The organism is Bradyrhizobium sp. Cp5.3, assembly GCF_000426265.1.
GTDB classification, from domain to species: Bacteria; Pseudomonadota; Alphaproteobacteria; order Rhizobiales; family Xanthobacteraceae; genus Bradyrhizobium; species Bradyrhizobium neotropicale.
Genome location: NZ_AUFA01000046.1, coordinates 25,917 through 50,629 on the forward strand (window position 1 = coordinate 25,917; position 24,713 = coordinate 50,629).

Below are 24,713 nucleotides of genomic sequence, written 5' to 3' on the forward strand. Positions count from 1 at the left end.
CCTTACGGTGCAGCGGTCGTCTCGCTGCACGAGGGGGATCAGGAGAAGCGAATGCGCTGTCCCCATCAACTTACAAATGCGCCAGATTCTGACGCCAAAGTCAGGAACGCGCGCTCCCTCACACCCTCTCCCCGTTCTTACGGGGAGAGGGTGGGGTGAGGGGCTGCTTCCGCGATCGCGATTTTGAATTGGAGGCAGAATACTCTCGCGACACGCAATCGTGTACGAGTCGGAGAGATTATTGATGTGGCTCGGGGACTGCCTTGCCCCTCACCCGGATCGCTGAAGCGATCCGACCTCTCCCCGCTGAAGCGCGGGGAGAGGTTGAAGATCGCCTCACGCCGGCTTGCCGCGTCCGCTCTTCTCGGCCGCACGGCGCAGTGCCTCGGCGAGCGCGCCGCCACCGGAGGATTCCTGCTTGCGCGGCGCCGACGAGGTCATGCGGCCAGTGTTGCGCGAATTGTCGCGCTGCATGCCCGGGGCATCCTTCTTCGCGCCGACCTCGTCGTCAAGACGCAGGGTCAGCGAGATGCGCTTGCGCGCAACCTCGAAATCCAGAACCTTCACCTTGACGATGTCGCCGGGCTTCACCACCTCGCGCGGGTCCTTGATGAAGGTCTTTGACATCGCCGAGATGTGCACGAGGCCGTCCTGGTGCACGCCAATGTCGACAAAGGCGCCGAAGGCGGCGACGTTGGTCACCGTGCCCTCGAGGATCATGCCCTTCTGGAGATCCTTGATCTCCTCGACGCCTTCCTTGAACACCGCCGCCTTGAACGCCGGGCGCGGGTCGCGGCCCGGCTTTTCCAGTTCGCGCAGGATGTCGGTGACGGTCGGCAGACCGAAGGTCTCGTCGACATAATCCTTCGGCTTCAGCGTACGCATGACATCGCTGTTGCCGATCAGCGCCTTGATATCGCTCTTGGTCGCCGCGAGGATCCGCCGCACCACCGGATAGGCCTCCGGATGCACGCCGGACGCATCGAGCGGGTCCTCGCCGCCGAGGACGCGCAGGAAGCCCGCACACTGCTCGAACGCCTTCGGCCCGAGCCGCGGCACCTCCTTCAGCGCCTTGCGCGACTTGAACGGGCCGTTGGCGTCGCGATGCTGCACGATGCTCTGTGCCAGCCCGGCGCCCACGCCCGACACCCGCGCGAGCAACGGCGCCGAGGCGGTATTGACGTCGACGCCGACCGCGTTCACGCAGTCTTCGACCACGGCATCGAGCGACTTGGCGAGCTTGGCCTGGCCGAGATCGTGCTGGTACTGCCCGACGCCGATCGCCTTGGGCTCGATCTTGACGAGCTCGGCGAGCGGATCCTGCAGGCGGCGGGCGATCGAGACCGCACCGCGCAGGGTGACGTCCAGCCCGGGCAGCTCCTGCGAGGCAAAGGCGGAGGCCGAATAGACCGACGCGCCGGCTTCCGACACCACGATCTTGGTCATCTTCAGTTCAGCAAGGCCCTTCACCAGATCGGTCGCGAGCTTGTCGGTCTCGCGCGAGGCGGTGCCGTTGCCGATCGCGATCAGCTCGACGCGATGCTTCAGCGCGAGCCTGCCGAGGATCGCGAGCGACTCGTTCCACTGCCGCTGCGGCTCGTGCGGATAGATCGCGGTGGTATCGACCACCTTGCCGGTCGCGTCGATGACGGCGACCTTGACGCCGGTGCGGTAGCCGGGATCGAGCCCCATGGTGACGCGGGTGCCGGCCGGCGCGGCCAGCAAGAGGTCGCGCAGGTTCGAGGCGAACACACGCACGGCCTCGGTCTCGGCCGCGTTCCACAGCCGCATGCGCAGATCGATGTTGAGATGCACCTGGATCTTTGTCCGCCAGGCCCAGCGCACGGTGTCGATCAGCCAGCGGTCGCCCGCGCGCTTGAGGTCGGCAATGCCGAACCGCTTCATGATCTTCAGTTCATAAGCGCTCGGCACGCCCGGCGGCGGCGCTTCGGCTTCGGCCTGAATCTGGAGATCGAGAATCTCCTCCTTCTCGCCGCGGAACATCGCGAGGATGCGGTGCGACGGCAGTTTCGTCAGCGGCTCGGAGAACTCGAAATAATCGGCGAACTTTTCGCCCTCGGTCTTCTTGCCCTCGCGCACCTTGGAGGCCATGCGCGCGTTGGTCCACATCTCCTCGCGCAAGCTTCCGATCAGGTCGGCGTCCTCGTCGAAGCGTTCGACCAGGATGGCGCGGGCGCCGTCGAGCGCAGCGGCGGCATCGGCGACGCCCTTCTCGGCGTTGACGAACGCTTCTGCCACGACCTTCGGATCGTTGCCGGGCTCGGCCATCAATTGATTGGCGAGCGGCTCGAGGCCGGCTTCCTTGGCGATCTCGGCCTTGGTGCGGCGCTTCGGCTTGAACGGCAGATAGATGTCTTCCAGGCGCGCCTTGCTGTCGGCGGCGAGGATGGTGGCTTCGAGTGCGGCATCGAGCTTGCCCTGCTCGCGGACCGATTCGAGGATGGCCTTGCGGCGGTCTTCGAGCTCGCGCAGGTAGACGAGGCGTTCTTCCAGCGTGCGCAGTTGCGTATCATCGAGCGCGCCGGTCGCCTCCTTGCGGTAGCGGGCGATGAAGGGAACCGTGGCGCCGCCGTCGAGCAGCGTCACCGCCGCCTCGACCTGCTCCGCCCGAACCCCAAGCTCCTGCGCAATCTTCTGGTTGATATTTGCCACGCGAGAATCCCTCTTCCAAGCACGCGACCAGAACCGAACCACCGGTCGCGGGACGCCGCTTATGAACCAACCGGGGTTGATTCATCAAGGTGCGGTGCGGAACAGTCGACAGAGCATTTTTTGTCGAACCGATGCGATCTCGCCACATTCGTGCGGGGTGTGACGGCGGGCCGCTGACGATGCGAACACTCTATCCCATTGTCGTCCCGGCGAAAGCCAGGGCGATATCGGGCGCGACCACGTCAAACGGTCATTGCGAGGAGCGCAGCGACGAAGCAATCCAGACTGCCGCGCCATGGTGAAACTCCGTATTGCTTCGCCGCGTTCACAATCATGGCGCCCCCCTTCATGCTGCGCCGCGATCCGGTCCAGACTTTGGGAGCCATCGACCTCTCCATTCGACGCAACCCTGCTCTTCGCGCCGTCTCGGTTGATTCGCGCGGTTCCTTGCGAAAGGAAGGTGGCCACGAGAGGGATTGAATCGCATGACTTTGCCGATGAGCTGGAGTGAATGGGCGCAGCACGATGGCGTGGCGCTGGCGGCGCGCGTCCGCAACGGTGAGCTGACGCCCAAGGAACTGGCGCGCCAGGCCGGGGCCGGCGTTGCCAAGGTCAATCCGGCGCTGTCCGGCGTGGTCGAGCTGTTCGACGACGTCATAGCCGAGCCCGCCAAGGACGGCGCCAATCTGTCCGGACCGTTCGCCGGCCTGCCCTTCCTGATGAAGGATCTCGGCCCGACCATGAAGGGCCGGCTTCAGGAGATGGGCTCACTTTTGATGCGCGGCAACCGCGCGGCGGCCGATACCTTCCTGACCGGCAAGTTTCGCCAGGCGGGACTCAATCTGATCGGACGGACCACGACGCCGGAGTTCGGCGTGTGCAGCTCGGCGGACAATCCGGCGGTCTATGTGACGCGCAATCCCTGGGACACCGACTACACCACCTGTGGCTCCTCGGCCGGCAGTGCCGCGATGGTCGCGGCCGGCGTGGTGCCGATCGCGCATGCGACCGACGGCGGCGGCTCGATCCGCATTCCCGCCGGCGTCAACGGCAATATCGGGCTGAAGGTCTCGCGCGGCGTGTTCTCGCTCGCGCCGCATCTGTCCGATCTCAGTGGCCTCGTCTCGATCCAGGGCTGCCAGTCGCGCTCCGTACGCGACACCGCCGCCTTCGTCGACCATGCCCGCGGGCCGGCGCCCGGCGAATTCATGCCATTCTGGACCACCGCCCAGCCCTACGGCGAGATGATCAAGCGCGATCCGGGCAAGCTGAGGATCGCGCTATCGCATCATTGGGGCGACTACACCGCAACGTCGCACATCGCCGCCGAGCTGGAGAAAGCCGGCCGCTTCCTCGAAGGCCTCGGCCACCACGTCGACCACGCGCTGCCGGAGCTCGACTTCCGCGCTGCCTTCGACGCGCAGACCACCTGCTACATCAGCAACTTTGCCGTGGTGATCTCCAATATGCTCGCCGCGCGTGGGCTGGAGCGGCCGCCGGAGGATCTGGTCGAGCCCGTCAACATCCGGATCTGGGAAGCCGGGCGGCACACGAGCTTCGCCGAGCGGGCGAAGATGCAGGCGGTGTTCAACACGACGTCGCGCGGTTTCGGCGCGTTCTTCGAGCAATGGGACGTCATCCTAACGCCGGTCACCGCGCTGCCGACGCCGAAGGTCGGCACGAAAGAATATCTCACCATATCCGACAATCCGGCCGTCCTCGACTGGTTCGGCAATCTTTGGCGCAATTTCGCCTTCACGCCGCTGGCCAATCTCTGTGGCATGCCCGCGATCTCGATGCCGATGGCCACGCACGAGCACGGGCTGCCGCTCGGCATCCAGGCGATCGCCAAGCAGGCCAATGACGGCCTGCTCCTGCAACTCGCTGCGCAGATCGAGCGCGCCATCGACGGCAAGTGGAACGGCGGCAAGAAGCCGAAGGTGCACGTCGGCTGAGGCACGGCGATCGCATCGATCTGCGATCGCGCGATCGGCTTCAGTTCTTCACGGTCGGAATCGTCTCGGGGGGGTGCTGCTGACCCTGCTGATACATGGCGAGCGCCTTGTCGAGCGCTTCACGCAGCGCCAGCGCCGCGCCCGGACTGCAACGCAGATGCGCGGTCTGCACCACGTCAACCCTGACGGCAGCGCCGATCGGCATCAAGAGATTCGCGGCGAGCTCGATCTGGATTGCACCGTTGTGATGGCCGAAGCACGACGCGCCGTCGAAATAGATGACCGGAGCGCGTTCGGCGCTGGAAGTCGAAATGGTGACGGGCCCCTGGTTGGTGACGGACGTTTCGGGGTCGGCCATGGGCACTCCTGCAGGCAGTGGACAAACGGAGGGCCACCATCGGCGCTTCGCACGGCCATGTCGAGGCCAAACCGGCCGGCAGCCCCGCCCCGCTAGGGCGCTTTGCGAGGTTTTGCACGATGGGCGCCACTGGTCTAGAACGTCGCCATGTCGACTTCACAGACCATCGGGTTGCCGTTCGAGGAACTTGCCGAGGCCATCAAAGGTCGCCGCTCCGACTACGGCCACATCAGCGGGCTCCAGCTCGACCGATTTGCGCCCGGTGAGGCCTGGTCCAGCCTGCCCTATCGTCCCGTCTTCGTCGGCGACACCGAGACCGGTGTGCTGCATGGCGGGGTCGTCACGGCGATGCTGGACGAGAGCTGCGGCATGGCGGTGCAGCTCGCGCTCGACGGCACGCGCGCGATCGCGACGCTGGATCTGCGCATCGACTACCAGAAGCCGGCGACGCCCGGCCTCGACATCAAGGCGCATTCGGTCTGCTATCGCACCACCCGCTCGATCGCCTTCGTGCGCTCCACGGCCTATCAGGAATCCGAGGACGATCCGGTCGCGACCGCCACCGCCTGCTTCATGATCGGCGCCAACCGCACCAACATGCTCGCCGACCGCAGGGTGGATACGCGCGCCATCCCCACGCTGGAGGCGCCGGACGATCCCGCGGGCCCGTTCGCAAGCAGCCCATTCGCGCGATGCCTCCGCATCCGCGTCAACGACGACGGCACGCTGACGATGCCGTTCTCGCCAAAGATCATCGGCAACCCGATCCTCCCCGCGATCCATGGCGGCATGACCGGCGCCTTCCTCGAGACCACCGCGATCGTCGGCGTGACGCGCGAGCTCGGCATAGCTGCATTGCCCAAGCCGATCGGCCTCACGATCAATTACCTGCGCTCCGGCCGCGCGCTCGACAGTTTTGCCAATGTTTCGATCGTGAAACAGGGCCGGCGCATCGTCGCCTTCGAGGCGCGGGCCTGGCAGGACGATCCCGCCAAGCCTATCGCCACTGCTTTCGGCCATTTCATGCTGCGGCCGACGCCCGGGAACGACGAGGAATAGGTGTATTTTACTTGACGGCCAAGGCTTGACGTCCAAGGCTTGAGGTAGGCTTGACGGCCAAGGTTTGGGCCACAACGATAGCGCATTCCCCGCGAGAGGTATTGGATTGCGGCATCCGATCGACATCGTCGCTATGTTCGCCGCCCTCTGGCTGCTGGCGTCGATGGTGCTCGACGCGGTGACGCCGAAGGAGCTGACGGCGGTCATGATCGGTATCGCGATCGGGCCTGCCATCGTCATTACCGCCGTGTTCTATTATCTGCGCTGTCCGCGCACGGATTTCGCGGTGATGTTCTCCGCGCTATGGCTGATCTCGGACATCGCCATCGGCTTCATCTCGCCGATGCCGCTGCCGCACTTCCTGATCGTGCTCGGCTTCGTGCCGGCGCTGCTGGTCGGCCTCGTCCTGCACTGGCAGCGTTTCCAGCGCCGTCACGAGCGGTTCGCCTGGCCCTCGATCAAGCGGGGCTAGCGCGGCAGCAGGTTGGTCTTGGCTAGATCCAGGACCTCGTCGCCGCGGCCGTTCATCACGGCGCGCAGGACCCAGAGGCTGAAACCCTTGATCTGCTCGGGCGTGATGGTCGGCGGCATCGACAGCTCCTGCTTGGCGGTGACGACGTCGAGCAGCGCCGGCCCATTGTGCGACAGCATCTCCTTCATCGCGCCGGGGAGCTCGCCGGGGTCCTCCACGCGTTTGGCAAAGATGCCCATCGCCCGCGCCATTGCCGCGAAATCCGGGTTCTCCAGGTCGACATTGGTGTCGACGAAGCCGGCCGCCTTCATCTCCAGCGCGACGAAGCCGAGCACGCCGTTGTTGAAGACGACGACCTTCACCGGCAGCTTCATCTGCGTCAGCGTGATCAGATCGCCCATCAGCATGGTGAAGCCGCCATCGCCCGACAGCGAGATCACCTGGCGGCCGGGCTGCGCGGCCTGCACGCCGATCGCCTGCGGCATGGCGTTGGCCATCGAGCCGTGCGTGAAGGAGCCGATTAGCCGGCGGCGGCCGTTCATCTTGAGATAGCGCGCGGCCCACACCGTCGGCGTGCCGACGTCGGCGGTGAACACCGCATCATCAGTCGCATGGTCGCTGACGACCTTGGCGAGAAATTGCGGATGGATCGGCTTGCTGCCCGGCGTGCCCTTGGCGAGGGAGTCGAGGCCTTCGCGCGCTTTCTTGTAGTGCGCGATCGCATCGTCGAGATGCCTCCGCTGCGTCTTGGTCTTCAACAACGGCAGCAGCGCCTCGATGGTCAGCCTGACGTCGCCGACAAGGCCGAGATCGAGCTTGCAGCGCCGGCCGAGGTTTTCCGGCCTGATATCGACCTGCGCGACCTGGCAGTCGGTCGGGAAGAACTGCTTGTAGGGAAAATCGGTGCCGAGCATCACGAGGGCATCGCAGGCATGCATGGCCGCGTAGCCCGAGGAGTAACCGATGAAGCCGGTCATGCCGACGTCGTAGGGATTCTCGTACTCGACGTGCTCCTTGCCGCCGAGCGCATGCACGATCGGGCTCTTCAGGGTCTCCGCGAGCTGCATCAACAGTGCATGCGCGCCAGCACAGCCGCGGCCGCAGAACAGCGTGACGCGCTCGGCGCCGTTCAGGAGATCCGCTAGCGCCTTCAGCTCATCGGCATCCGGCACGACCTTCGGCGCCGACAGCGCGAGCCCGCGTGTTGCGGACAGCGCGCGCTTGGGCGGCGCGCGGAAGGCGACGTCACCGGGCATGGCGACGACGGCGACGCCGCGCAAGCCAACTGCCGCGCGGATGGCGTTTTCGAGCACGTATGGCAGCTGGCTCGCGTCCGAGATCAGCTCGCAATAATGGCTGCACTCGCGGAAGAGATTTTGCGGATGCGTCTCCTGGAAATAGCCGCCGCCAATCTCGGCCGACGGAATCTGCGCCGCGATCGCGAGCACAGGAACGCGGCTGCGATGGGCATCGAACAATCCATTGATGAGATGCAGATTACCAGGTCCACAGGAGCCCGCGCACACGGCGAGGCTGCCGGTCATCTCGGCTTCGCCGGCGGCGGCGAACGCCGCAACCTCCTCGTGCCGGACATGCACCCATTCAATGGTGCCACGGCGCCGCAGCGCTTCGGTCAGACCGTTCAAGCTGTCGCCGACGATGCCATAGATCCGCTTGACGGCCGCCTGCTCGAGCGTTGCCACGAACAGGTCGGCTACGTTGTTGATCGCCATGTCGGCCTCCTGATCTCGCTGGTGCAGCAGGATAGGATACAAACCGGCTGTGACGGGATCACGGCTGGTTTATTGCCGGCTCAGCCTTTCGAAATCGCCCGATCGTAGGCCGTGACCGTCGCCTTGGCGCGAACCGCGACATCGGCCGCGGTCATGCCGGGCTTGTAGAGGTTGCTGCCGAGCCCGAATGCGGTCACGCCGCCTTTGATGTACTCCGCGAAATTCTGGTCGGAGACGCCGCCGACCGCGGCGATCATGACGCCGGCCGGCAGCACGGCGCGGATCGCGGCAATGCCGGACGCGCCGAGCACGCTCGCGGGGAAGAATTTCAGGCTCGATGCGCCCGACCGCGCCGCGAGCAGCGCTTCGGTCGGCGAGAACACGCCGGGCATCGTCACCATGCCGTGCTGATGCGCGCGCGCCAGCACCTCGGTGTCGACATTCGGCGAGACCATCAGCTTGCCACCGACGTCATGGAGGCGGTCGACATTCTCGGGCGTCAACACCGTGCCCGCGCCGATCAGCACGCCGGCAGGCGCGAGCTTTACCGCGGTGGCGATGGAGCGGAACGGATCCGGCGAGTTCAGGGGAATCTCGATCGCGGTCATGCCGGCCTCGATCAGAACGCCGACGATGGCTTCTGTCTCCTCGGGCTTCACACCACGCAAGATCGCGACCAGCGGTCGCTTCATCGAGGGAAAGGGAACGCTCATCTCAAGATTCCTTCTACTTCGTCCAGATCGCGGCGGCCGCCATCGACAAGCCGCGGCGGACCGCCTCGTCCGCATCGACCGGCGCAACGGACACCGACAGCGCGTCGAAGGCAAGCCGATACAGCATCGCGAGCCGTCCCGAGGCAATCAGCGTGATGCCCTGCTTTGGCGCGGCACCGGAGAGTCCCGCCGCCAACTCGACGCCGATCAACGTGCCGGAAAGTGTCTCGCGCGCCGCGGCCGGCGTGCCGCCGAACAAGAGCTGGCGCGACCGCACACCGAACAGAAGATTGGCAGCGAAGGCCGGCGCCTTGTACGCAGCGATAACGGCCGCCTTGAAGCTCGCGACGTCCTCGGCGTCTTCGGCGCCGGCGACCGCGAGCGACAGGATCGTCTCGCGCGAGACCACGCTGAAGAGCTCGCCGGTCATGAAGGTGGAGAAATGTTCGACGGTGCCGTCTTTCACCCGCACCCATTTCGAATGCGTGCCGGGCATGCAGACCAGCGCCTCGCCTGCGGCGTCGAGACTGAGCGCGCCGAGCAATTGGGTCTCCTCGCCGCGCATCACGTCCGGCGACTTCGCGTCGCGCTGCGCGATGCCCGGCAGGATCCGGATGTCGCGGGCCTCGCCGGGCACGGGCGCGGCCTGCTTCAAAATCGCAGGCAGCGGCGCCGGCGTGTCGACATAGCCAGCCTCGACCCAGCCTTGCCGCGCACCCGCCATGCCGCAGACGAGAACCGGGAGATGATCGGGCGCCTCGATCGCGGCGAGATGCGATTGCAGCACGGACGCGAACCCGGCCTTGGCTGCCGCCAGCATGCCCTCGCCGCTGCGACGTTCGGCCAGAACCGTGCCGGTGCGGTCGATCAGCCAGAGCCGGAAGCTGCTGGTGCCCCAGTCCACCGCGACATAGGCGGGCTCGTTCATATCGAATCTGTCCTCGTCTCACCGGCAAGACGCTGTCTCACGACAATGAGACGACGCCTTGCGCATCTGCGTCGAGATACCGGCTATTGCGCGGGCAAACCAGCCTTTTTTCACTGATCCAAGTCTCCTGTGCGCTGGCACACCGCTTGCTGATACTTCGCTACTGGAGTCCATCAACGCGCAACAAGACGCGTCAACATCAGATGAGGAAACACATGGAGATCGGCTATTTCACGATGCCTTCGCATCCGCCGGAGTGCGGCCTGAAGGAAGGGAACGACTGGGACCTCCAGGTCATGCGCTGGCTCGACGAGCTCGGCTACCAGGAGGCCTGGGTCGGCGAGCATCACACCGCGCCCTGGGAACCCAATCCCACGCCGGATCTCCTAATCGCGCAGGCGCTGATGCAGACCAAGAAGCTGCGCATCGGGCCGGGCGGCTTCCTGCTCCCCTATCACCACCCGGCCGAGCTCGCCAACCGCGTCGCGATGCTCGACCACATGTCCGAGGGCCGGCTCAATTTCGGCGTCGCCGCCTCAGGTCTGCCGAGCGACTGGGCGATGTTCAACGTCGACGGCATGAGCGGGCAGAACCGCGACATGACCCGCGAGGCGCTGGAGATCATCCTGAAGCTATGGATGGAGCCGGCGCCCTTCACCCACAAGGGCAAGTACTGGACGGTGACCAAGCCGGACACGATGTTCGACTTCCTGAAACCGCACATCAAGCCGTTGCAGGCGCCGCATCCGCCGATCGGCGTCGCCGGCCTGTCGAAGAACTCGGACACGCTGAAGCTTGCCGGCGAGCGCGGCTTCATTCCGATGAGCCTCAACCTCAATCCGGCTTATGTCGGCAGCCATTGGGACTCGGTCGAGATCGGCGCGGCCAAAACCGGTCGCAAGCCGAACCGGCAGGACTGGCGGCTGGTGCGCGAGGTGTTCGTCGCGGATACCGATGAGGAAGCCTGGAAGCTCTCGACCGGCGACATGATGGGCCGGATGATGCACGAGTACTTCCTGCCGCTGCTCGGCCATTTCGGCTTCAAGGATTATCTGAAGCACGCGCCCGACGTACCCGACAGCGACGTCACCGTCGAATATTGCGCCAAGCGGAACTGGATCGTCGGCTCGCCGTCGACCGTGGCCGAGAAGATCGAGAAGATCTACGACGAGGTCGGCGGCTTCGGCGTGCTCCTGGTGTTCGGCTTCGACTACAAACACAAGGCTGAAGCCTGGCACCACTCGCTCTCGCTGCTCAAGAACGAGGTAATGCCGCGCCTGACGCATCTCGGCTCCGCGAAGAAGGCGGCTTGACCGGCAGCGGGTGCGGCGCGATCGTGCCGCACCCGCCTCAATTTCGGAGATTTCGGCGTGAGCGTCGACGCAACGGACTTCAAGCAGGCGATGCGGCAATGCGCCGGCGCCGTTGCGCTGGTCACGGTGGGCGCCGAGCACGGCACGCGCACGGGGCTGACGGTGACCTCGGCCTGCTCGCTGTCGGACTCACCGCCCTCCCTGATCGTCTGCGTCAACCGCAATGCCAGCGCGCATACCCGCATCCGCGAGGAAGGCGCCTTCGCGATCAACTTCCTGCACGAGGGGCACGCGCTGCTGGCGCTGACCTTCAGCGGTCAAAAGGGCGTCAATGGTGATGATCGTTTCGCCTTCGGCGAATGGAAGCGCGGAGCGACCGGCGCGCCGGTGCTGATTGATGCGGTCGCCGCGTTCGACTGCGTGCTGGCGCAGGAATTCGAGACCAGGACGCATTCGATCTTCGTCGGCGAGGTGCGCGGCGTGTCGCATGCGGCGACGGCCGCTCCGCTGGTGTATCTGCGCGGCCATTTCCATACCCCGCAGGAGATCCGCGAAACGATTTCGCTCGGCGACCTCGATGCACGGCATCTGAGCTGGACGGATTTTTCGTAAGGCCGTTCCCTCTCCCCGTTCTTACGGGGAGAGGATTGGGGTGAGGGGCTGGCGCCGCAATCACGATAACAGCTGGACTCGCGGAGGCTCCCCCTCACCCGCCGCGCTTCGCGCGTCGGCCTCTCCCCGCACGCGGGGAGAGGCGAAACCAGCGGCTCGCTCCTCAACACATCGACAACGACTACTGCGCTGTCTCGATCTTCATCGCCTTGATCTTGCGATAGAGCGTGGCGCGGCTGAGTTTCAGCGCACGCGCGGCTTCGGTGACGCGACCGCCGTGCTTGCGCAGCGCCTCGACGATCGTCGCGCGCTCGGCCGCGGCGAGATCGGGCTCGGCCGCCCGGCCGCCAAACGGCGGCAGATCGAGGTCGGCGTCTGTGATGACCCCGTCCTCCGCCGTGCAGCCGGCGAGCCGCAGCACGTGGCGGAGCTGGCGCATGTTGCCGGGGAACAGATACGCCGACAGCAGCGACCAAGCCTCCTCCGACAAGCGGCAGTTCGGCGCCTCCTCGCGCGCGATCTGGCGGATGACATCGTCCCGGTCGGCGCGCTCGCGCAGGGCCGGCAGCCGCACCTCGATGCCGCGCAGTCGGAAGTAGAGGTCGGCGCGGAAGGCGCCCTCCTCCGCCATGCGGCCGAGATCGCGATGGGTGGCAATGATCAGGCGGATGTCGACGGGCACCGGCCTGAGCGCACCGAGCGGCCAGACCTCGCGGTTTTCCAGGACGCGCAGCAGACGCGTCTGCAGCGCGATCGGCATGTCGCCGATCTCGTCGAGGAACAGCGTGCCGCCATCGGCCTGCACGATCAGGCCCTTCGAGCCTTCACGCCGCGCGCCGGTGAAGGCGCCGGCCTCGTAGCCGAACAGCTCGGCATCGATCAGGCTCTCCGGCATCGCCGCGCAGTTCAGCGCGACATAGTTGTTGCGCGCGCGGCTGCTCGCGGCATGAATGGCGCGCGCGAACACGTCCTTGCCGACGCCGGTCTCGCCATGCAGCAGCACTGGAAGATTGTGATCGCCGATCCTTCTGAGCCGTTTCACGCTCTTGACCAGGCCGGGATCGCGACCGGCAAGCCGGTACAGCGTATCGAACCGGTCGACAGGAGTCCCGCGGCCCTTGACCGGCGCACGCGCGGATGACCTTGCGCGCAGCGGCGGCGCGACATGGGCCTGTCCCAACAGGCTGCCATCGGCGCGGCGCAGCGCGACGATCTCGTCGGCGCTGCGCGCCGCCTGATGATCGAACTTGATGTAGCGCGTTGCGTCGATGCCGGATGCGATCATGCCATCGGTGAGGCTCAGCATCGCGCGCGCCGACCGGCAGGCGCCGACGATGCGGCGGTCCTCGTCATAGGCGATGAGGCCGCTGCCGCCGTCACCCGGCACGGTCGCGATCCAGGCGTTGCGGAAATGATCGCGGAAGATCGCGCCCTCCATCCGCCGCGTCGCCTCCATCGTCACCGCGAGCGCGAGCTGATGCGCCGCGCGCTCGATATCTCGCCGGCAGGAGGTGATGTTGACGGCACCGGCGAGGCGCCCGGCCTGGTCGAACAGCGGCGCCACGGCGCAGGAGAACATGTGCCACTGCTCGCGAAAATGCTCGTCGCGGTGCACCAGGATCGGCTTCTCCTCGGCAAGCGCGGTGCCGAGACCGTTGGTGCCCTCAAAGGCTTCGGCGAAGTTCGAGCCGGTGTAGATCTTCCAGTCCAGGAACATCCTTGCGTCGGCCTCGCCCGGCAGACGGCTGAACAGCATGGTCGCGTTCGTGTCAGCCAGATTGACACAATAGCCCGCGTCGCGCAGCACGCGAGCGAGGTCGTCGAGCTCGGGGGTAAGGAGCCGGATCGTCTTCTCCATCGGCTCGGCGACGTGGCGGACCTCGGCTTCGGTGAGGGTCTGCGGCGGGCCCTGCCGGGCGGGGTCGAGCTTGTGGCTGATCAGGCAGCGCCGCCAGGAGTTGGCGATGCGCGAGGAGGCATCGACGTCGGCCACATGATTGGCGACGGACAAGACACGGGCGACATGGTTCGAGGCCGAAAGGCTGGCCATCGCGGACGTCTCCACCCTGTATTATTGTGCAAAGTCTGGCACCGCAGGCGGGGATGTCAATCGGGAACCGGGAACACGGTGGGGAGCGCGCGCTACTCAGCGCCATCGTGGCCGGGCTTGTCCCGGGCATGACGATGCGGAAGCAGATTGCCTGCTACTCAGCGCCTGAATTGCTGCACCGCCCTCACCACGTATCGATGCACGGCCGCTTCTTCTCCGTCCGCTGCGGCGGCTTCGGTACGGAGCGCAGGCCCGCCATGATCCAGCGGCGCGTCTCGGCGGGGTCGATGACGTTGTCGATCTCGAACACGGAGGCGATCGAGACCGCCTTGCCGTTGGCATAGAGCTCAGCGACCTTGTTGCGATAATAGGTCTCGCGCTCGGCCGGATCGGCGATCGCCTCCATCTCCTTGCGGAAGCCGAGGCGGACATAGCCCTCTAAGCCCATGCCGCCGAACTCGCCAGTCGGCCAGGCCGCGGTGAAGAACGAGGCATGGAAGCCGCCGCCGATCATCGACTGCGCGCCTAGCCCATAGCCCTTGCGCAACACGATGCCGAACAGCGGCACAGTGAGGCTTGCACCAGTGACGAACATGCGCGAGACGTGGCGCACGATCGCGGTCTTCTCCGCTTCCGGGCCGACCATGAAGCCGGGCGTATCGCAGAGCGAGACGATGGGCAGATCGAAGGCGTCGCAGAGCTGGAGGAAGCGCGCGGCCTTGTCGCCGGCGTCGGCATCGATCGCGCCACCGAGATGGCGCGGATTGTTGGCGATCAGGCCGAACGGCCTGCCCTCGATGCGGATCAGCGCCGTGATCATGCCGACGCCGTAGTCGCGGCGCAGTTCCAGCACGGAATCCTTGTCCGCGACGAGATCGATCACGCTGCGAATGTCGTAGACGCGCAGGCGGTTCTCCGGGATCGCCCGGCGCAAGAGGCGCTGGTCGGCCGCCTGCCAGTCCGTCACCGCGCCCTGGAAATAGGACAGGTATTTCTGCGCGACCCGCGTCGCCTCCTCCTCGTCCTCGACGAGGACGTCGATGACGCCGTTCTGCGCCTGGAACGAGACCGGGCCGACTTCGGCGGGATGATAGACGCCGAGGCCGCCGCCTTCGATCATCGCGGGGCCGCCCATGCCGATCGAGGCGTTTTTCGTCGCGATGATGACGTCGCAGCAGCCGAGCATCGCGGCGTTGCCGGCGAAGCAATAGCCCGAGACGACGCCGATGACAGGCACGAGGCCGGAGAGCCTTGCGAACTGCACGAAGGACGGACCATCGAGCCCGGTCATGCCGAGCCGGTCGGTGTCGCCGGGCCGACCGCCGCCGCCTTCGGCATAAAACACCAGCGGGACGCGCCAGTCTTCCGCCAGCGTCAGCATGCGGTCGATCTTCTTGTGGTTCATGTGGCCCTGCGTGCCCGCGAGCACGGTGTAGTCATAGGCCACGACGATGCAGCGCCCGCCGTCCGCACCGAACTTTTCGGCATTGACGGTGGCAACGCCCATGATCAGGCCGTCGGCCGGGGTGTTCTTGATGAGGTCGTCGAGCTTGCGGCGGCGGCGCTGGGCTGCGATGGCAAGGCTGCCATATTCCATGAACGAGCCATCATCGACGAGCTGGGCGACGTTCTCGCGCGCGGAGCGCTGGTTGGTGTTGCGACGACGCTCGACCGAGGCCGGGCGATTTTCATCGAGCGTGTTGGCCTGGCGCGCGATCAGCTCGGCGAGATCAGGGCGGATGTGGTCGAGATCGACATCGGCTTCCGCCGACGACGCGTCGGCCGCGACGTCGAGCGGCTCGAGATACATGATCGGCTCGCCATGCAGCAGCGTGACGCCATCGCCGGCGACGAGCGTCATGACGCGGCCGCCCTGCTCGGCCATCACCAGATGCTCCATCTTCATGGATTCGATCACGGCGAGCTGCTGGCCGGGGCGTACGACCTCGCCTTGCTTCACCTGGATGGTGACGATCGTGCCCTGCAAGGGCGCGGCGACCATGACCGTCCCTTCGGGCACCTCCTGCGCGATGTGCGCCTCAGTGCCGGCGCCGCTTCGCTCGGTTGCAGCGAAGTAGAGCGGCCTTGCCGCGCCATCGGCCTCTTCGACGAGCTTGCCGATATTGCGATCGATGAAATCGGTCGCGATGCGGTTGGTCCTGAAATCGGGATGCGCCAGCACCGCCTGAAGGAAGGCGATGTTGGTGACAACGCCATCGATCCGAAACTCGCGCAAGCTCCGCGAGGCTTTTGCGACCACGTCGTGCCAGGCCTCGCCCGGCGTGTGCACGATGACCTTTGCCAGTAGCGAGTCGAAGGCGGCGCTGGTCTTGTAGCCGGCATAGCCAAAGCTATCGACACGGACGCCCGGGCCTGACGGCGGCTCGAACACCGCGAGCACGCCGCCGGTCGGATGCGTCGCGCCAGTCTCGTCCAGCGTCTCCATGTTGACGCGAAGCTGCATGGCATGGCCGCGCGGCTTCGGGATCGCATCTTGCAACAGGCCGAGCGAGGCCAGTGAGGCGCCGGCGGCGACCGCGAGCTGGGCGCGGACGAGGTCGATCCCGAGCACCTCTTCCGTCACGGTGTGCTCGACCTGGAGCCGCGGATTGGCCTCGATGAAAGCAAAACTGTCGTCGGCGCTGCCGTCGACCAGGAATTCGAACGTGCCGAGATTGTCGTAGGAAGCAGCGGCCGCGAGCTGCTTCGCCGCCTCGATGATGCGGCCGCGCAGGGGCTCGCTCAGCGAGGGGCTCGGCGCCACCTCGATCAGCTTCTGGTGCCGGCGCTGGATCGTGCATTCGCGCTCCCAGAGATGGGAGATGGCGCCGTGGCGGTCGCCGATGATCTGCACCTCGATATGGCGTGCCTGCCGGATCAGCCGCTCGGCATAGACACCGTCGAAGCCGAAGGCGGCCTTGGCCTCGGACTGACAGCGCGCATAGGCTTCCGCGAGATCGTCGGCTTTCTCCACGACCCGCATGCCGCGGCCACCGCCGCCGGCCATCGCCTTGATCACGATCGCCGCATTGCTGCCGAGCGACGCAAAGAACGCCGTGATCTCCTCCAGCGACGATGGGCCGCTGGTGCCGGCGATGATCGGCACGCCGCAGCGTTTGGCGAGCTGGCGCGCCGCAACCTTGTCGCCGAACAGTTCGAGCGCAGCGATCTTCGGTCCGACGAAGGTGATGCCGGCGTCAGCGCAGGCCTTCGCGAACGCGGCGTTCTCGCTGAGGAAGCCGTAGCCGGGATGCACCGCATCGCAGCCGGCCGCTTTGGCCGCTTTCACTACGCCGTCGATATCGAGATAGGCCCGAGCGCCGCGGCCCGGAATTTCGATCGCCTCGTCGACGACGCGGACATGCAACGACAGCGCGTCGTCGGCGGGATGGATCGCGACCGTTGCGATGCCGGCGTCGGCCGCGGCGCGCGCGATGCGAATGGCGATCTCGCCGCGATTGGCGATCAGGAGCTTTTTGAACGACATCGATCTCTCACTCAGACTGCAGCAGGCAAGTTGGGATCGAGGTCCTGCTTCTTCACCTTGCCCGTCGCCGTCAGGGGCAAAGCTTCGATGATGCGGACCTCCGGAATCTTGTAGACGGCCATGCGCTCGGCGCACCAGGCACGCAGGTCCTCAGCGGAGATGGTGCCGACCGCCTCCGGCTTGAGCTGGATATAGGCCACCGGCACCTGCCCCTTGTCGGGATCATCGCGCCCGACCACGCCGGAGCCCAGCACCTTCGGATGCTGTCCGAGCAGTGCCTCGATCTCCGGCGGAAACACGCTCATGCCCTTGACCTTCAGCATCTCCTTGCGGCGACCGAGGAAGTGGAGGAAGCCGTCCCGGTCGATGGTGCCGATGTCGCCGGTGCGCAGCCAGCCATCGATCAGCGACTCCGCGGTCGCCTCCGGCTTGTTCCAGTAGCTCTTGAGTAGCGACGGCGTGCGCACGCGGATCTCGCCTTCCGCGCCGAGCGGCAACAGCGCGCCGGTCTCGAAATCTGTGATCTTGAACTCGGCACCGGGGACCGGCAGCCCGACGAAGATCGGCTGATTGTTGAGATCGAAATCGCCGTCCTGGAAGCCGGCGGTGAAGGTGTTGGAGGTGTGGGTCTCCGTCATGCCCCAGGCCGCCTCCATCAGGATGGTGCCGGTGAGATCCTTCCAGCGCTTGCGATAATCCGCGTTGAGCTTCTTGACGAAGGAAACGACGCGCACCTGCTTCAGCGACGACAGGTCGAACTCGCTCCAGCGCGGATGATCCATTAGCTCGACCGCGCCGTCGACCGGCATCGCCGTGATCGTGACCTTGTACTTGTCGATCGCCGCCATCGCGCCGACGGCATCCCAGCGCGCCAGCAAAACCAGCGTCGCGCCGGAGAACAGCGGGAAGATCAGGCCGAAATTCTCGCCGGCGATCCAGAATTCCGGGAAGAACGACAGGAACACGCTGCTCTCGTCCGACAGGACGGAGATGCCGTAATTGGCGGCAGCCGTGTAGACCATGTCGCGATGGGTGTGAACGCAGCCTTTGGGCATGCCCGTCGTGCCGCCGGTGTAGTTGAGCGCCGCGACCTCATCGAGGCCCGGCGATGGCAACGGCGTCGGCGCGGGCATCGCGGCAAGCGCAGGTAGCAGATCAGTGGCGCCGGGCACCGCGACGCGCGGCGTGCGGATCGAGTCCGGTGTGGGGAACGACGGCATTGCCGGCACGACATCGGCAAAGCTCGTGACGATGATCTCGCGCAGGCGCACCTCGCTCCTCACCTGCTCGACGACTGGCATGAGCTGGTCGAGCGCCACGATCACTTCGGCCTGGGTATCGTTAAGCTCGTAGGACAGCTCGAACGCACGCGACAGCGGGCTCACGGGCACATGGATTGCGCCGAGCTTCAGGATGCCGAAGAAGACGATATGGAACTGCGGGCAGTTCGGCAGGAAGACGGCGACGCGGTCGCCCTTGCGCACGCCCCTCGCCTGCAACAGGGCAGCAAAGCGGTCGCTCTGCCGGTCGAGGTCCGCATAGGTCGTGACATGACCATAGAAGATCACCGCAGGACGCTCGGGGCTGCGCTTCGCCCAGGCGCGCAGATATTCCGTCAGGGGAACTTCGCCGTGCAGATAGTCCGGCGAACGCGGCATACCCTTCGGCCAGGCCTTGTCCCACAGACCGCGCAAGGTGGCGAGGTAGTCCTTCTCGTTGAGGCCTGCGCTCATGACGTTTTTCCCGTGCTGTTTTTCTTTTCGCGAAGGCACGCGCGCACCCTCGATAGACGTCGTTACAGGTCGAGCACGGCAGACTTCATGTCAAGAAAAACAGTGTTTCCGCATCACGGCCGATGCCGTGACGCGGAAAAAGCAACGAGTTGCGGCAAGCGCCTCTGTTATGCCGCGCGCACGCCGGCGACGAAGGCGCTGACTTCGTCCTGCAGCGACTGCAGCTTGTGCGTGAGCCGGCCGCTCGATTGCAGCACGAGGCCGGCGGCATGGCCGGTCTCCGAGGTTGCGTCGGTGACGCCGGAGATGTTCTGCGAGACCTGATTGGTGCCGGACGCCGCCTCCTGCACGCTGTGCGCGATCGCCTGCGTGGCCGCGCCCTGCTCCTCGACGGCGGCCGCGATCGACGAGGAGATCTCGTTGACCTCCATGATGGTCGTGCGGATGCTCTCGATGTTGCCGACGACCTGATGGGTCTCGGCCTGGATCGCCGAGATCTGCGCGCCGATCTCGTCGGTGGCCTTGGCGGTCTGGCTCGCCAGCGACTTCACCTCGCTTGCGACCACCGCAAAGCCCTTGCCGGCTTCGCCGGCGCGCGCCGCTTCGATCGTGGCGTTGAGCGCGAGCAGGTTGGTCTGGGAGGCGATCTGGTTGATGAGGTCGATGACCTCGCCGATCTTGTGCGCGGCGGACGCAAGCCCCTGCACGGTGTCGTTGGTGCGCTGGCCGTCGGCAGCGGCCTGGTCGGCGACGTGGGCCGCCTGTGCGACGCGCTGGCTGATTTCGGTGATCGAGGAGGATAGCTGGCCGGCTGCGGAGGCCACCGTTTGCACGTTGCTCGAGGCCTGCTGGCAGGCGGTCGCGACGAAGGAGGCGCGCTCGCTGGCGCGGTTGGCGGTCTCCGACATGCCCTGGGCGGCCTGCTGCATCTCGCGAGCCTCGTTGAAGACCTCGCGCACGACGGCCTGGACGCTCGCCTCGAACTTGCCGGCGAGATCGGCCATCGCCTTGCGCTTCTCGTCGTCGGCCTTGTGCTTCAGCTCCTGCTGCTCGGCATGCATCTGGCGCACCGCCGAGGCGTTGTCCTTGAACACCGCGAGCGCCTTGGCGAGCCCGCCGACCTCATCGCGGCGGCTGATGTAGGGCACCTCGAATGCGCTGTCGCCGGAAGCGAGGCGCTCGGTCAGCGCCGTGATCCCGGCGAGCGGCCGGGTGACGCTGCGGCCGATCACGAAGGACGCACCGAGCACCAGCACCAGCACCACGAGGCACACGAGGCCGAATGTCACGGCGTTCTGACGGAACACGGCGTCGACGTCATCGAGATAGATGCCGGTACCGATGATCCAGCCCCAGGGCGCAAAGCCCCTCACGTAGGAAATCTTCGGCACGGGCTGCTCGAAGCCGGGCTTCGGCCAGAGATAGCCGTAGAAGCCGGCGCCCTGCTTGTTCACGACATTGACGAAGCCCACGAATAGCGCATTGCCTGCGGGATCCTTCATCGCGGAGAGATCCTTGCCGTCCAGCTCGGGCTTGATCGGATGCATGACCATCTTGGGGGTCATGTCGTTGATCCAGAAGTACTCGACCTTGTCGTAGCGCAGGCTCTTGATCTCCGCCTGAGCCGCCGCTTGCGCCTGCTCGCGCGTCAGCTTTCCCTCGCCTTCGAGCTTCTGGTAATGCGCCAGGATGCCGTAGCCGACGTCGACCATCTGCTGTGTCTTGGCCTGGCGGTCGGCGACCATCTGCGCGCGCAGCGTCGAGAGCGCGATCGGCGCCAGCGCGATCATGCCGAGGAGACTGATGGCAACGATCAGAACCAGCTTGAAACTGATGCGGGAGAAGATCATCGGTGCTCGCAAAATTGGCAATGCTGATATGCCAACTTATCCCGAACGCCTTAGCAGAGAATTAAGAATTCGGGTTCGGCCGCGCCTCTGCGCGCAAGGCGAGTCGGCACGGCCCGCCTAGCGCTTGGTCGCACCGAGCACGAGATCGATGGTGTGGGCGGCGATCTTGCGAAGCTGAGCCTCGTCGCCGAAGGCGCGTTCGAGCACGGCAAGGCCGCGCGTCACCGTGATGATGTGCAATGCTGCGGCCCCGGACGCACCGCTGAACTCACCCCTTTTGGCGCCGGCCGACAGCGCGTCCTCAACCAGGATGGTGATGCGCATCACCAGGTCCGCAAAAGCCCGGCGTGCATCCTCGTCCAGCCCCTCGCCTTGAGCTGACCCAAGCTCCATCAGCCCGCGCGTGGTCGGACATCCTCGAGGCGGCGTCCCGGAACGGAAGTTCGTGATGGTCAGATCGAAGAAGGCCGTGAGGCGCTTGCGCAAGGTGCCGGTACCGAGCGCCGTCTGCACGGCGCCGAGATAGTCGCCCGCGTAGCGCTCGTAAGCGAGGAGAAACAGGGCTTCCTTGCTGCCGAAGGCATTGTAGAGACTGCCGCGCTGAACGCCGGCATCGCGCGCGATGTCCGACAGCGACGTGCCCCGCACTCCCTTGCGCCAGAACTGATCGAAGGCGATGCGCAGGACATCGTCATGGTTGAACTCGCGCGGCCTCAAGTCTGTCTTCTCCTCGATGTCGCCCGCTTCGCCGGGGCGGCACAAAAGTATTTGACGCGATGTCAACAACGTGATTTCTTGACAGCGTGTCGAAAACTAATTGGACCCGATAACCGGTTTCGTCAATACGCTCGGCGGCCATTCGGCCAGCGCCGCGGCGGTTCAGGCCGGTATGGAAAGGAATCCACCGATGCCTCTCCTTCACATCTCGCTGCGTGCCGGAAAACCGGCGGCCTACCGGCAGGCGATCCTCGACAGCCTCTACCGCGCCATGCGCGAAGCACTTCAAGTGCCCGAGGGCGACGAGTTCATGACCATCACCGAGCTCGAGCCAGCGAACTTCCGCTGCGGCAACGCCTACGGTGTCACGCGCAGCGACGACGCGGTGCTGATCCAGATCACCGTGTTCGACACCCGCACCGCCGAGCAGAAGAAAGCGCTGTACCGGCGGATCGCGGACCTGCTCGGCGAAAGGCCGGGCATCCGCTCCGAGGACGTGTTCGTGAACGTTCTCGATGCTCCCAAGGAGAACTGGTCCGTCGGACACGGACTGGCACAGTTCGCGTGAGGCCCCTATCGCACTATGCCACCGTACGTCCGACGTGCCCCCTTGAGAATTGACCGCTGGAAGGCTCTGATGGCGGAGGTAGAGTAAACCCTCCGAAGCCCTGGGACCCGAAGCGGCATGACCATGTCGGTCGAGCAATTGTGGAGCCTGCCGGAAACCGCGCTGATCGGCGCCTATGCCGAGGCCCGCCGCCGCTATGCCGAGAAGAAATTCGAGCGCGACACCCAGCGGGCACGGCTCGAATGGATGCGCGCCAAACTGTTCGTCAACACGCCGGGCAACGTGACCGAGCGCAAGGCGGTCGATGTCTCGGAGGAGCTGGCGCGCAAGGGCCAGGAAGTGCGCGAGATGACCCGCGATCTCGACATGCTCAAGATCGACGTCGACGTGATCGACACGATGATCCGTCTGCGCGGCGCGCAAGGCGCTCCGCAGGTGCAGGCGGAAGAGACTGCCGAGAGACCGGCCGAGCCAGAGGGGGAGTGAAGTGACTGCATTCCGCGGAAGCTGCCTGTGCGGCGAAGTCGCCTTCGAGATCGAGGGCCCGTTCGATCGCTTCCTGAACTGCCACTGCTCGCGCTGCCGGAAGGCATCGGGGTCGTCGCATTCATGCGAGGTGATCGTGCGGGCCGCGGCGCTGCGATGGCTGCGTGGCGAGGCCTCGGTCGCGCGATACGACCTGCCGACGGCGCGGAGCTTTGCCACCGCGTTCTGCAAGGTCTGCGGCAGCCCCATGCCTCACCTCACCCGCAGCGGCCGCGAGGCAATCGTGCATGCCGGTGCGTTCGACGAGCCGCTCGGCGCGACGCCGGATCGGCACGCACAGTGGTCGTCACGCGCGCAATGGTATGTGCATGGGGACGGACTGCCGGTGAAGGACTGAGGCGCAGACGGGCACGCGTGCGACGCGAGCGCTCACCAGGTCCCGATGAGCGCCGCGATTGTCAGGAGCGCGCCGGTCAGAACATTCGACAAGAACAGGCTGAAGCTCAACTGCGGACGCGCGAGGTCGATGCGCCAGGCCTGCCAGCCAAGATGTGCGGCGATCACCACCATTCCGACGGCGTAAGACGACGACATGCCCAGCAGCCAGCCACCCAGCGACCAGGATGCGACCGTAAGGGCGTAGAACAGGCCGATACAGGCTTGTCCCTTCTCGCCGAACAGGATTGCCGTCGACTTCAGGCCGAGACGAACGTCGTCCTTGACGTCGACATAAGCGTAGACGGTGTCATAGCCGATCTGCCATGTGATGGCGCCGATCCACATCACGATGGCGCCGGGCGGGATGTGACCGGCCGCCTCGGCCCAAACCATCAGCATTCCCCAATTGAAGGCCGCGCCCAGCACGGCCTGCGGCCAGTAGGTGAAGCGCTTGCAGAACGGATAGATGAACACGAGCGGCAGCACGCCTATTGCCATCTGGCGCGTGTAGGAGTTCAAGAAGATCAGGAGTGACGCCGCAAGCCCGAGTTCGGCAATCAGGAAAGCGATGGCTTGATGGAGTTCGAGCTGACTGCTGGCGAGCGGTCGAAAGCGCGTCCGCTCGACATGCGCATCAAACTTGCGATCCGCGATATCGTTGACAGTCGAACCCGCGCTCCTCATCAAAAGCGCACCGAGCGAGAAGACGATCAATTGCCAGACCGCAGGAAATCCATGCGAGGCCTGGATCAGCGCGGCGAGGCACGGAAACAGCGTGAGCCATATCCCGACGGGCCGGTCGAGGCGCGCAAGCCTTGCGTAGGGGCGCCATGGCAGTGGTAAGCGCCGGTCCACCCAGTCGCCGGGATGGATGTCGCTGAGATCGGGGCGGCTCAATGCGGTCATGGGACGAATTCCGGAATACGGACGCAAATCAGGGCGCATGCGATGCCCGCCTTGCCGACGTGACACGGCGCTTGGTCTCGGGGACGAGCTTACAGCGCAGCAGCACGATCGCCAAACGCTCGGCATGACGCCAGACAGGCATGCACAGTGGCCGTCGCGCGGCGGTGCACGGGAATGGGTTGCGGGTGGAGATTGGGGAGCGCATCGCCGCTAACAATGCGCTGTCCCTGAAGCTTTCAAGGGCGTTTGGCACGCAAGCACTCGATCCGTATCAACGATCAATGGCAGATCGCGTTCAGATGGACTGACGCAGGTGCCGACGTTGAGATCGTGGATTACCCACTAGTGGCTCGTCACCGTGATTTTGACTCTTTGGACGTATCTGGATAGGCGCGGCCCAGTTTGGCGCGAGCTTTGTCTGTTGTGAACATCCAGTTGATGCGGGCGCGAGCTTTGTTTCGCTGCCGCTCCCATGCTGCGATCTCATTTCTGAGGTGTTTTGGATCGTCGATTCGGCGGCTGAGACACTGCCCTTGGAGAACGCCGATCTCGATCTCGACCATGTTAAGCCAACTGGCATGTTTCGGGGTGTAGTGGAACTCGAGGCGACGCAGGATACGGCGGGCCTCAGCGGGCGCAAAGGCCTGGTAGAGGGCGCCGGG

20 protein-coding genes are annotated in these 24,713 nt (G+C 65.6%); 8 read left to right on the top strand and 12 right to left on the bottom strand.

The window, feature by feature from the left end; translation table 11 throughout:
- Positions 1-336 precede the first annotated feature (336 nt).
- Positions 337-2,673: a Tex family protein gene (locus K289_RS0135130; RefSeq protein ID WP_027555728.1), complete on the bottom strand. Its 2,337-nt coding sequence runs from the start codon at positions 2,671-2,673 to the stop codon at positions 337-339.
- A 485-nt stretch (positions 2,674-3,158) separates the two neighbouring features.
- Here K289_RS0135130 and K289_RS0135135 point away from each other — a divergent pair, with 485 nt between their 5' ends.
- Positions 3,159-4,628 (top strand): amidase, encoded by a 1,470-nt coding sequence (locus K289_RS0135135; protein WP_027555729.1) that lies wholly within the window; start codon positions 3,159-3,161, stop codon positions 4,626-4,628.
- A gap of 40 nt (positions 4,629-4,668) precedes the next feature.
- On the opposite strand, the gene K289_RS0135140 is transcribed toward K289_RS0135135, so the two are convergent.
- A complete protein-coding gene (locus K289_RS0135140; RefSeq protein WP_027555730.1) occupies positions 4,669-4,986 on the bottom strand; it encodes a hypothetical protein in 318 nt (105 codons plus the stop codon).
- 147 nt (positions 4,987-5,133) lie between these two features.
- Here K289_RS0135140 and K289_RS0135145 point away from each other — a divergent pair, with 147 nt between their 5' ends.
- Both K289_RS0135145 and K289_RS0135150 read left to right on the top strand, forming a co-directional pair.
- Positions 5,134-6,045, top strand: a complete 912-nt coding sequence (locus tag K289_RS0135145) for a PaaI family thioesterase (RefSeq protein WP_027555731.1) — start codon at positions 5,134-5,136, stop codon at positions 6,043-6,045.
- Between the two features lie 106 nt (positions 6,046-6,151).
- Positions 6,152-6,517, top strand: coding sequence for a hypothetical protein (locus K289_RS0135150; protein ID WP_027555732.1), 366 nt, complete (start codon positions 6,152-6,154; stop codon positions 6,515-6,517).
- Here K289_RS0135150 and poxB read toward each other — a convergent pair.
- From poxB to K289_RS0135165, 3 genes are all read right to left on the bottom strand, one after another.
- Positions 6,514-8,250: a ubiquinone-dependent pyruvate dehydrogenase gene (poxB, locus tag K289_RS0135155; protein ID WP_027555733.1), complete on the bottom strand. Its 1,737-nt coding sequence runs from the start codon at positions 8,248-8,250 to the stop codon at positions 6,514-6,516. The genes K289_RS0135150 and poxB overlap by 4 nt on opposite strands.
- An 80-nt stretch (positions 8,251-8,330) precedes the next feature.
- Positions 8,331-8,963 (bottom strand): 2-dehydro-3-deoxy-6-phosphogalactonate aldolase, encoded by a 633-nt coding sequence (locus K289_RS0135160; RefSeq protein ID WP_027555734.1) that lies wholly within the window; start codon positions 8,961-8,963, stop codon positions 8,331-8,333.
- Between the two features lie 13 nt (positions 8,964-8,976).
- A complete protein-coding gene (locus K289_RS0135165; protein WP_027555735.1) occupies positions 8,977-9,891 on the bottom strand; it encodes a 2-dehydro-3-deoxygalactonokinase in 915 nt (304 codons plus the stop codon).
- A 215-nt stretch (positions 9,892-10,106) separates the two neighbouring features.
- Between K289_RS0135165 and K289_RS0135170 the strand changes: the two genes are divergently transcribed.
- Together K289_RS0135170 and K289_RS0135175 are read left to right on the top strand one after the other, a co-directional pair.
- A complete protein-coding gene (locus K289_RS0135170) occupies positions 10,107-11,204 on the top strand; it encodes an LLM class flavin-dependent oxidoreductase (RefSeq protein ID WP_027555736.1) in 1,098 nt (365 codons plus the stop codon).
- Between the two features lie 57 nt (positions 11,205-11,261).
- Entirely contained in the window at positions 11,262-11,816 is a 555-nt protein-coding gene (locus K289_RS0135175) for a flavin reductase family protein (protein ID WP_027555737.1), read from the top strand.
- A 181-nt stretch (positions 11,817-11,997) separates the two neighbouring features.
- Here the strand turns inward: K289_RS0135175 and K289_RS0135180 are convergent, their stop codons facing one another.
- The 5 genes from K289_RS0135180 to K289_RS0135200 form a co-directional block, all read right to left on the bottom strand.
- Positions 11,998-13,866, bottom strand: coding sequence for a sigma-54-dependent Fis family transcriptional regulator (locus tag K289_RS0135180; RefSeq protein ID WP_027555738.1), 1,869 nt, complete (start codon positions 13,864-13,866; stop codon positions 11,998-12,000).
- Between the two features lie 184 nt (positions 13,867-14,050).
- Positions 14,051-17,353 carry a carboxyl transferase domain-containing protein gene (locus K289_RS0135185; RefSeq protein ID WP_027555739.1) on the bottom strand — a complete coding sequence of 1,101 codons (3,303 nt, stop codon included), beginning with the start codon at positions 17,351-17,353 and terminating at the stop codon, positions 14,051-14,053.
- 11 nt (positions 17,354-17,364) lie between these two features.
- The gene (locus K289_RS0135190) at positions 17,365-19,086 is read right to left on the bottom strand and encodes an AMP-binding protein (RefSeq protein ID WP_027555740.1); all 1,722 of its coding nucleotides are present in this window, start codon (positions 19,084-19,086) and stop codon (positions 17,365-17,367) included.
- Positions 19,087-19,253: 167 nt separating this feature from the next.
- Complete coding sequence (locus tag K289_RS0135195) at positions 19,254-20,936, bottom strand: methyl-accepting chemotaxis protein (protein WP_027555741.1); 1,683 nt, start codon at positions 20,934-20,936, stop codon at positions 19,254-19,256.
- A gap of 117 nt (positions 20,937-21,053) precedes the next feature.
- Entirely contained in the window at positions 21,054-21,653 is a 600-nt protein-coding gene (locus K289_RS0135200) for a TetR/AcrR family transcriptional regulator (RefSeq protein ID WP_027555742.1), read from the bottom strand.
- A gap of 190 nt (positions 21,654-21,843) precedes the next feature.
- Between K289_RS0135200 and K289_RS0135205 the strand changes: the two genes are divergently transcribed.
- From K289_RS0135205 to K289_RS0135215, 3 genes are all read left to right on the top strand, one after another.
- Positions 21,844-22,221, top strand: coding sequence for a tautomerase family protein (locus tag K289_RS0135205; RefSeq protein ID WP_027555743.1), 378 nt, complete (start codon positions 21,844-21,846; stop codon positions 22,219-22,221).
- Positions 22,222-22,338: 117 nt separating this feature from the next.
- Complete coding sequence (locus K289_RS0135210) at positions 22,339-22,707, top strand: hypothetical protein (RefSeq protein WP_027555744.1); 369 nt, start codon at positions 22,339-22,341, stop codon at positions 22,705-22,707.
- A gap of 1 nt (position 22,708) precedes the next feature.
- On the top strand, positions 22,709-23,104 hold the full coding sequence (locus K289_RS0135215) for a GFA family protein (protein WP_027555745.1): 396 nt from the start codon (positions 22,709-22,711) through the stop codon (positions 23,102-23,104).
- 32 nt (positions 23,105-23,136) lie between these two features.
- On the opposite strand, the gene ubiA is transcribed toward K289_RS0135215, so the two are convergent.
- Both ubiA and K289_RS49380 read right to left on the bottom strand, forming a co-directional pair.
- Positions 23,137-24,051, bottom strand: a complete 915-nt coding sequence (ubiA, locus tag K289_RS0135220) for a 4-hydroxybenzoate octaprenyltransferase (protein WP_027555746.1) — start codon at positions 24,049-24,051, stop codon at positions 23,137-23,139.
- A gap of 353 nt (positions 24,052-24,404) precedes the next feature.
- Positions 24,405-24,713: transposase (locus tag K289_RS49380; RefSeq protein ID WP_198024828.1), on the bottom strand; the 309-nt coding region annotated here is incomplete at its 5' end.

Coding starts and splice junctions, on each gene's coding strand:
- K289_RS0135185 (WP_027555739.1), bottom strand. CDS start 17,353: ATGTCGTTCAAAAAGCTCCTGATCGCCAATCGCGGCGAGATCGCCATT.
- K289_RS0135190 (WP_027555740.1), bottom strand. CDS start 19,086: ATGAGCGCAGGCCTCAACGAGAAGGACTACCTCGCCACCTTGCGCGGT.
- ubiA (WP_027555746.1), bottom strand. CDS start 24,051: ATGACCGCATTGAGCCGCCCCGATCTCAGCGACATCCATCCCGGCGAC.
- K289_RS0135195 (WP_027555741.1), bottom strand. CDS start 20,936: ATGATCTTCTCCCGCATCAGTTTCAAGCTGGTTCTGATCGTTGCCATC.
- K289_RS0135210 (WP_027555744.1), top strand. CDS start 22,339: ATGACCATGTCGGTCGAGCAATTGTGGAGCCTGCCGGAAACCGCGCTG.
- K289_RS0135165 (WP_027555735.1), bottom strand. CDS start 9,891: ATGAACGAGCCCGCCTATGTCGCGGTGGACTGGGGCACCAGCAGCTTC.
- K289_RS0135135 (WP_027555729.1), top strand. CDS start 3,159: ATGACTTTGCCGATGAGCTGGAGTGAATGGGCGCAGCACGATGGCGTG.
- K289_RS0135145 (WP_027555731.1), top strand. CDS start 5,134: ATGTCGACTTCACAGACCATCGGGTTGCCGTTCGAGGAACTTGCCGAG.
- K289_RS0135170 (WP_027555736.1), top strand. CDS start 10,107: ATGGAGATCGGCTATTTCACGATGCCTTCGCATCCGCCGGAGTGCGGC.
- K289_RS0135160 (WP_027555734.1), bottom strand. CDS start 8,963: ATGAGCGTTCCCTTTCCCTCGATGAAGCGACCGCTGGTCGCGATCTTG.
- K289_RS0135205 (WP_027555743.1), top strand. CDS start 21,844: ATGCCTCTCCTTCACATCTCGCTGCGTGCCGGAAAACCGGCGGCCTAC.
- K289_RS0135140 (WP_027555730.1), bottom strand. CDS start 4,986: ATGGCCGACCCCGAAACGTCCGTCACCAACCAGGGGCCCGTCACCATT.
- K289_RS0135180 (WP_027555738.1), bottom strand. CDS start 13,866: ATGGCCAGCCTTTCGGCCTCGAACCATGTCGCCCGTGTCTTGTCCGTC.
- poxB (WP_027555733.1), bottom strand. CDS start 8,250: ATGGCGATCAACAACGTAGCCGACCTGTTCGTGGCAACGCTCGAGCAG.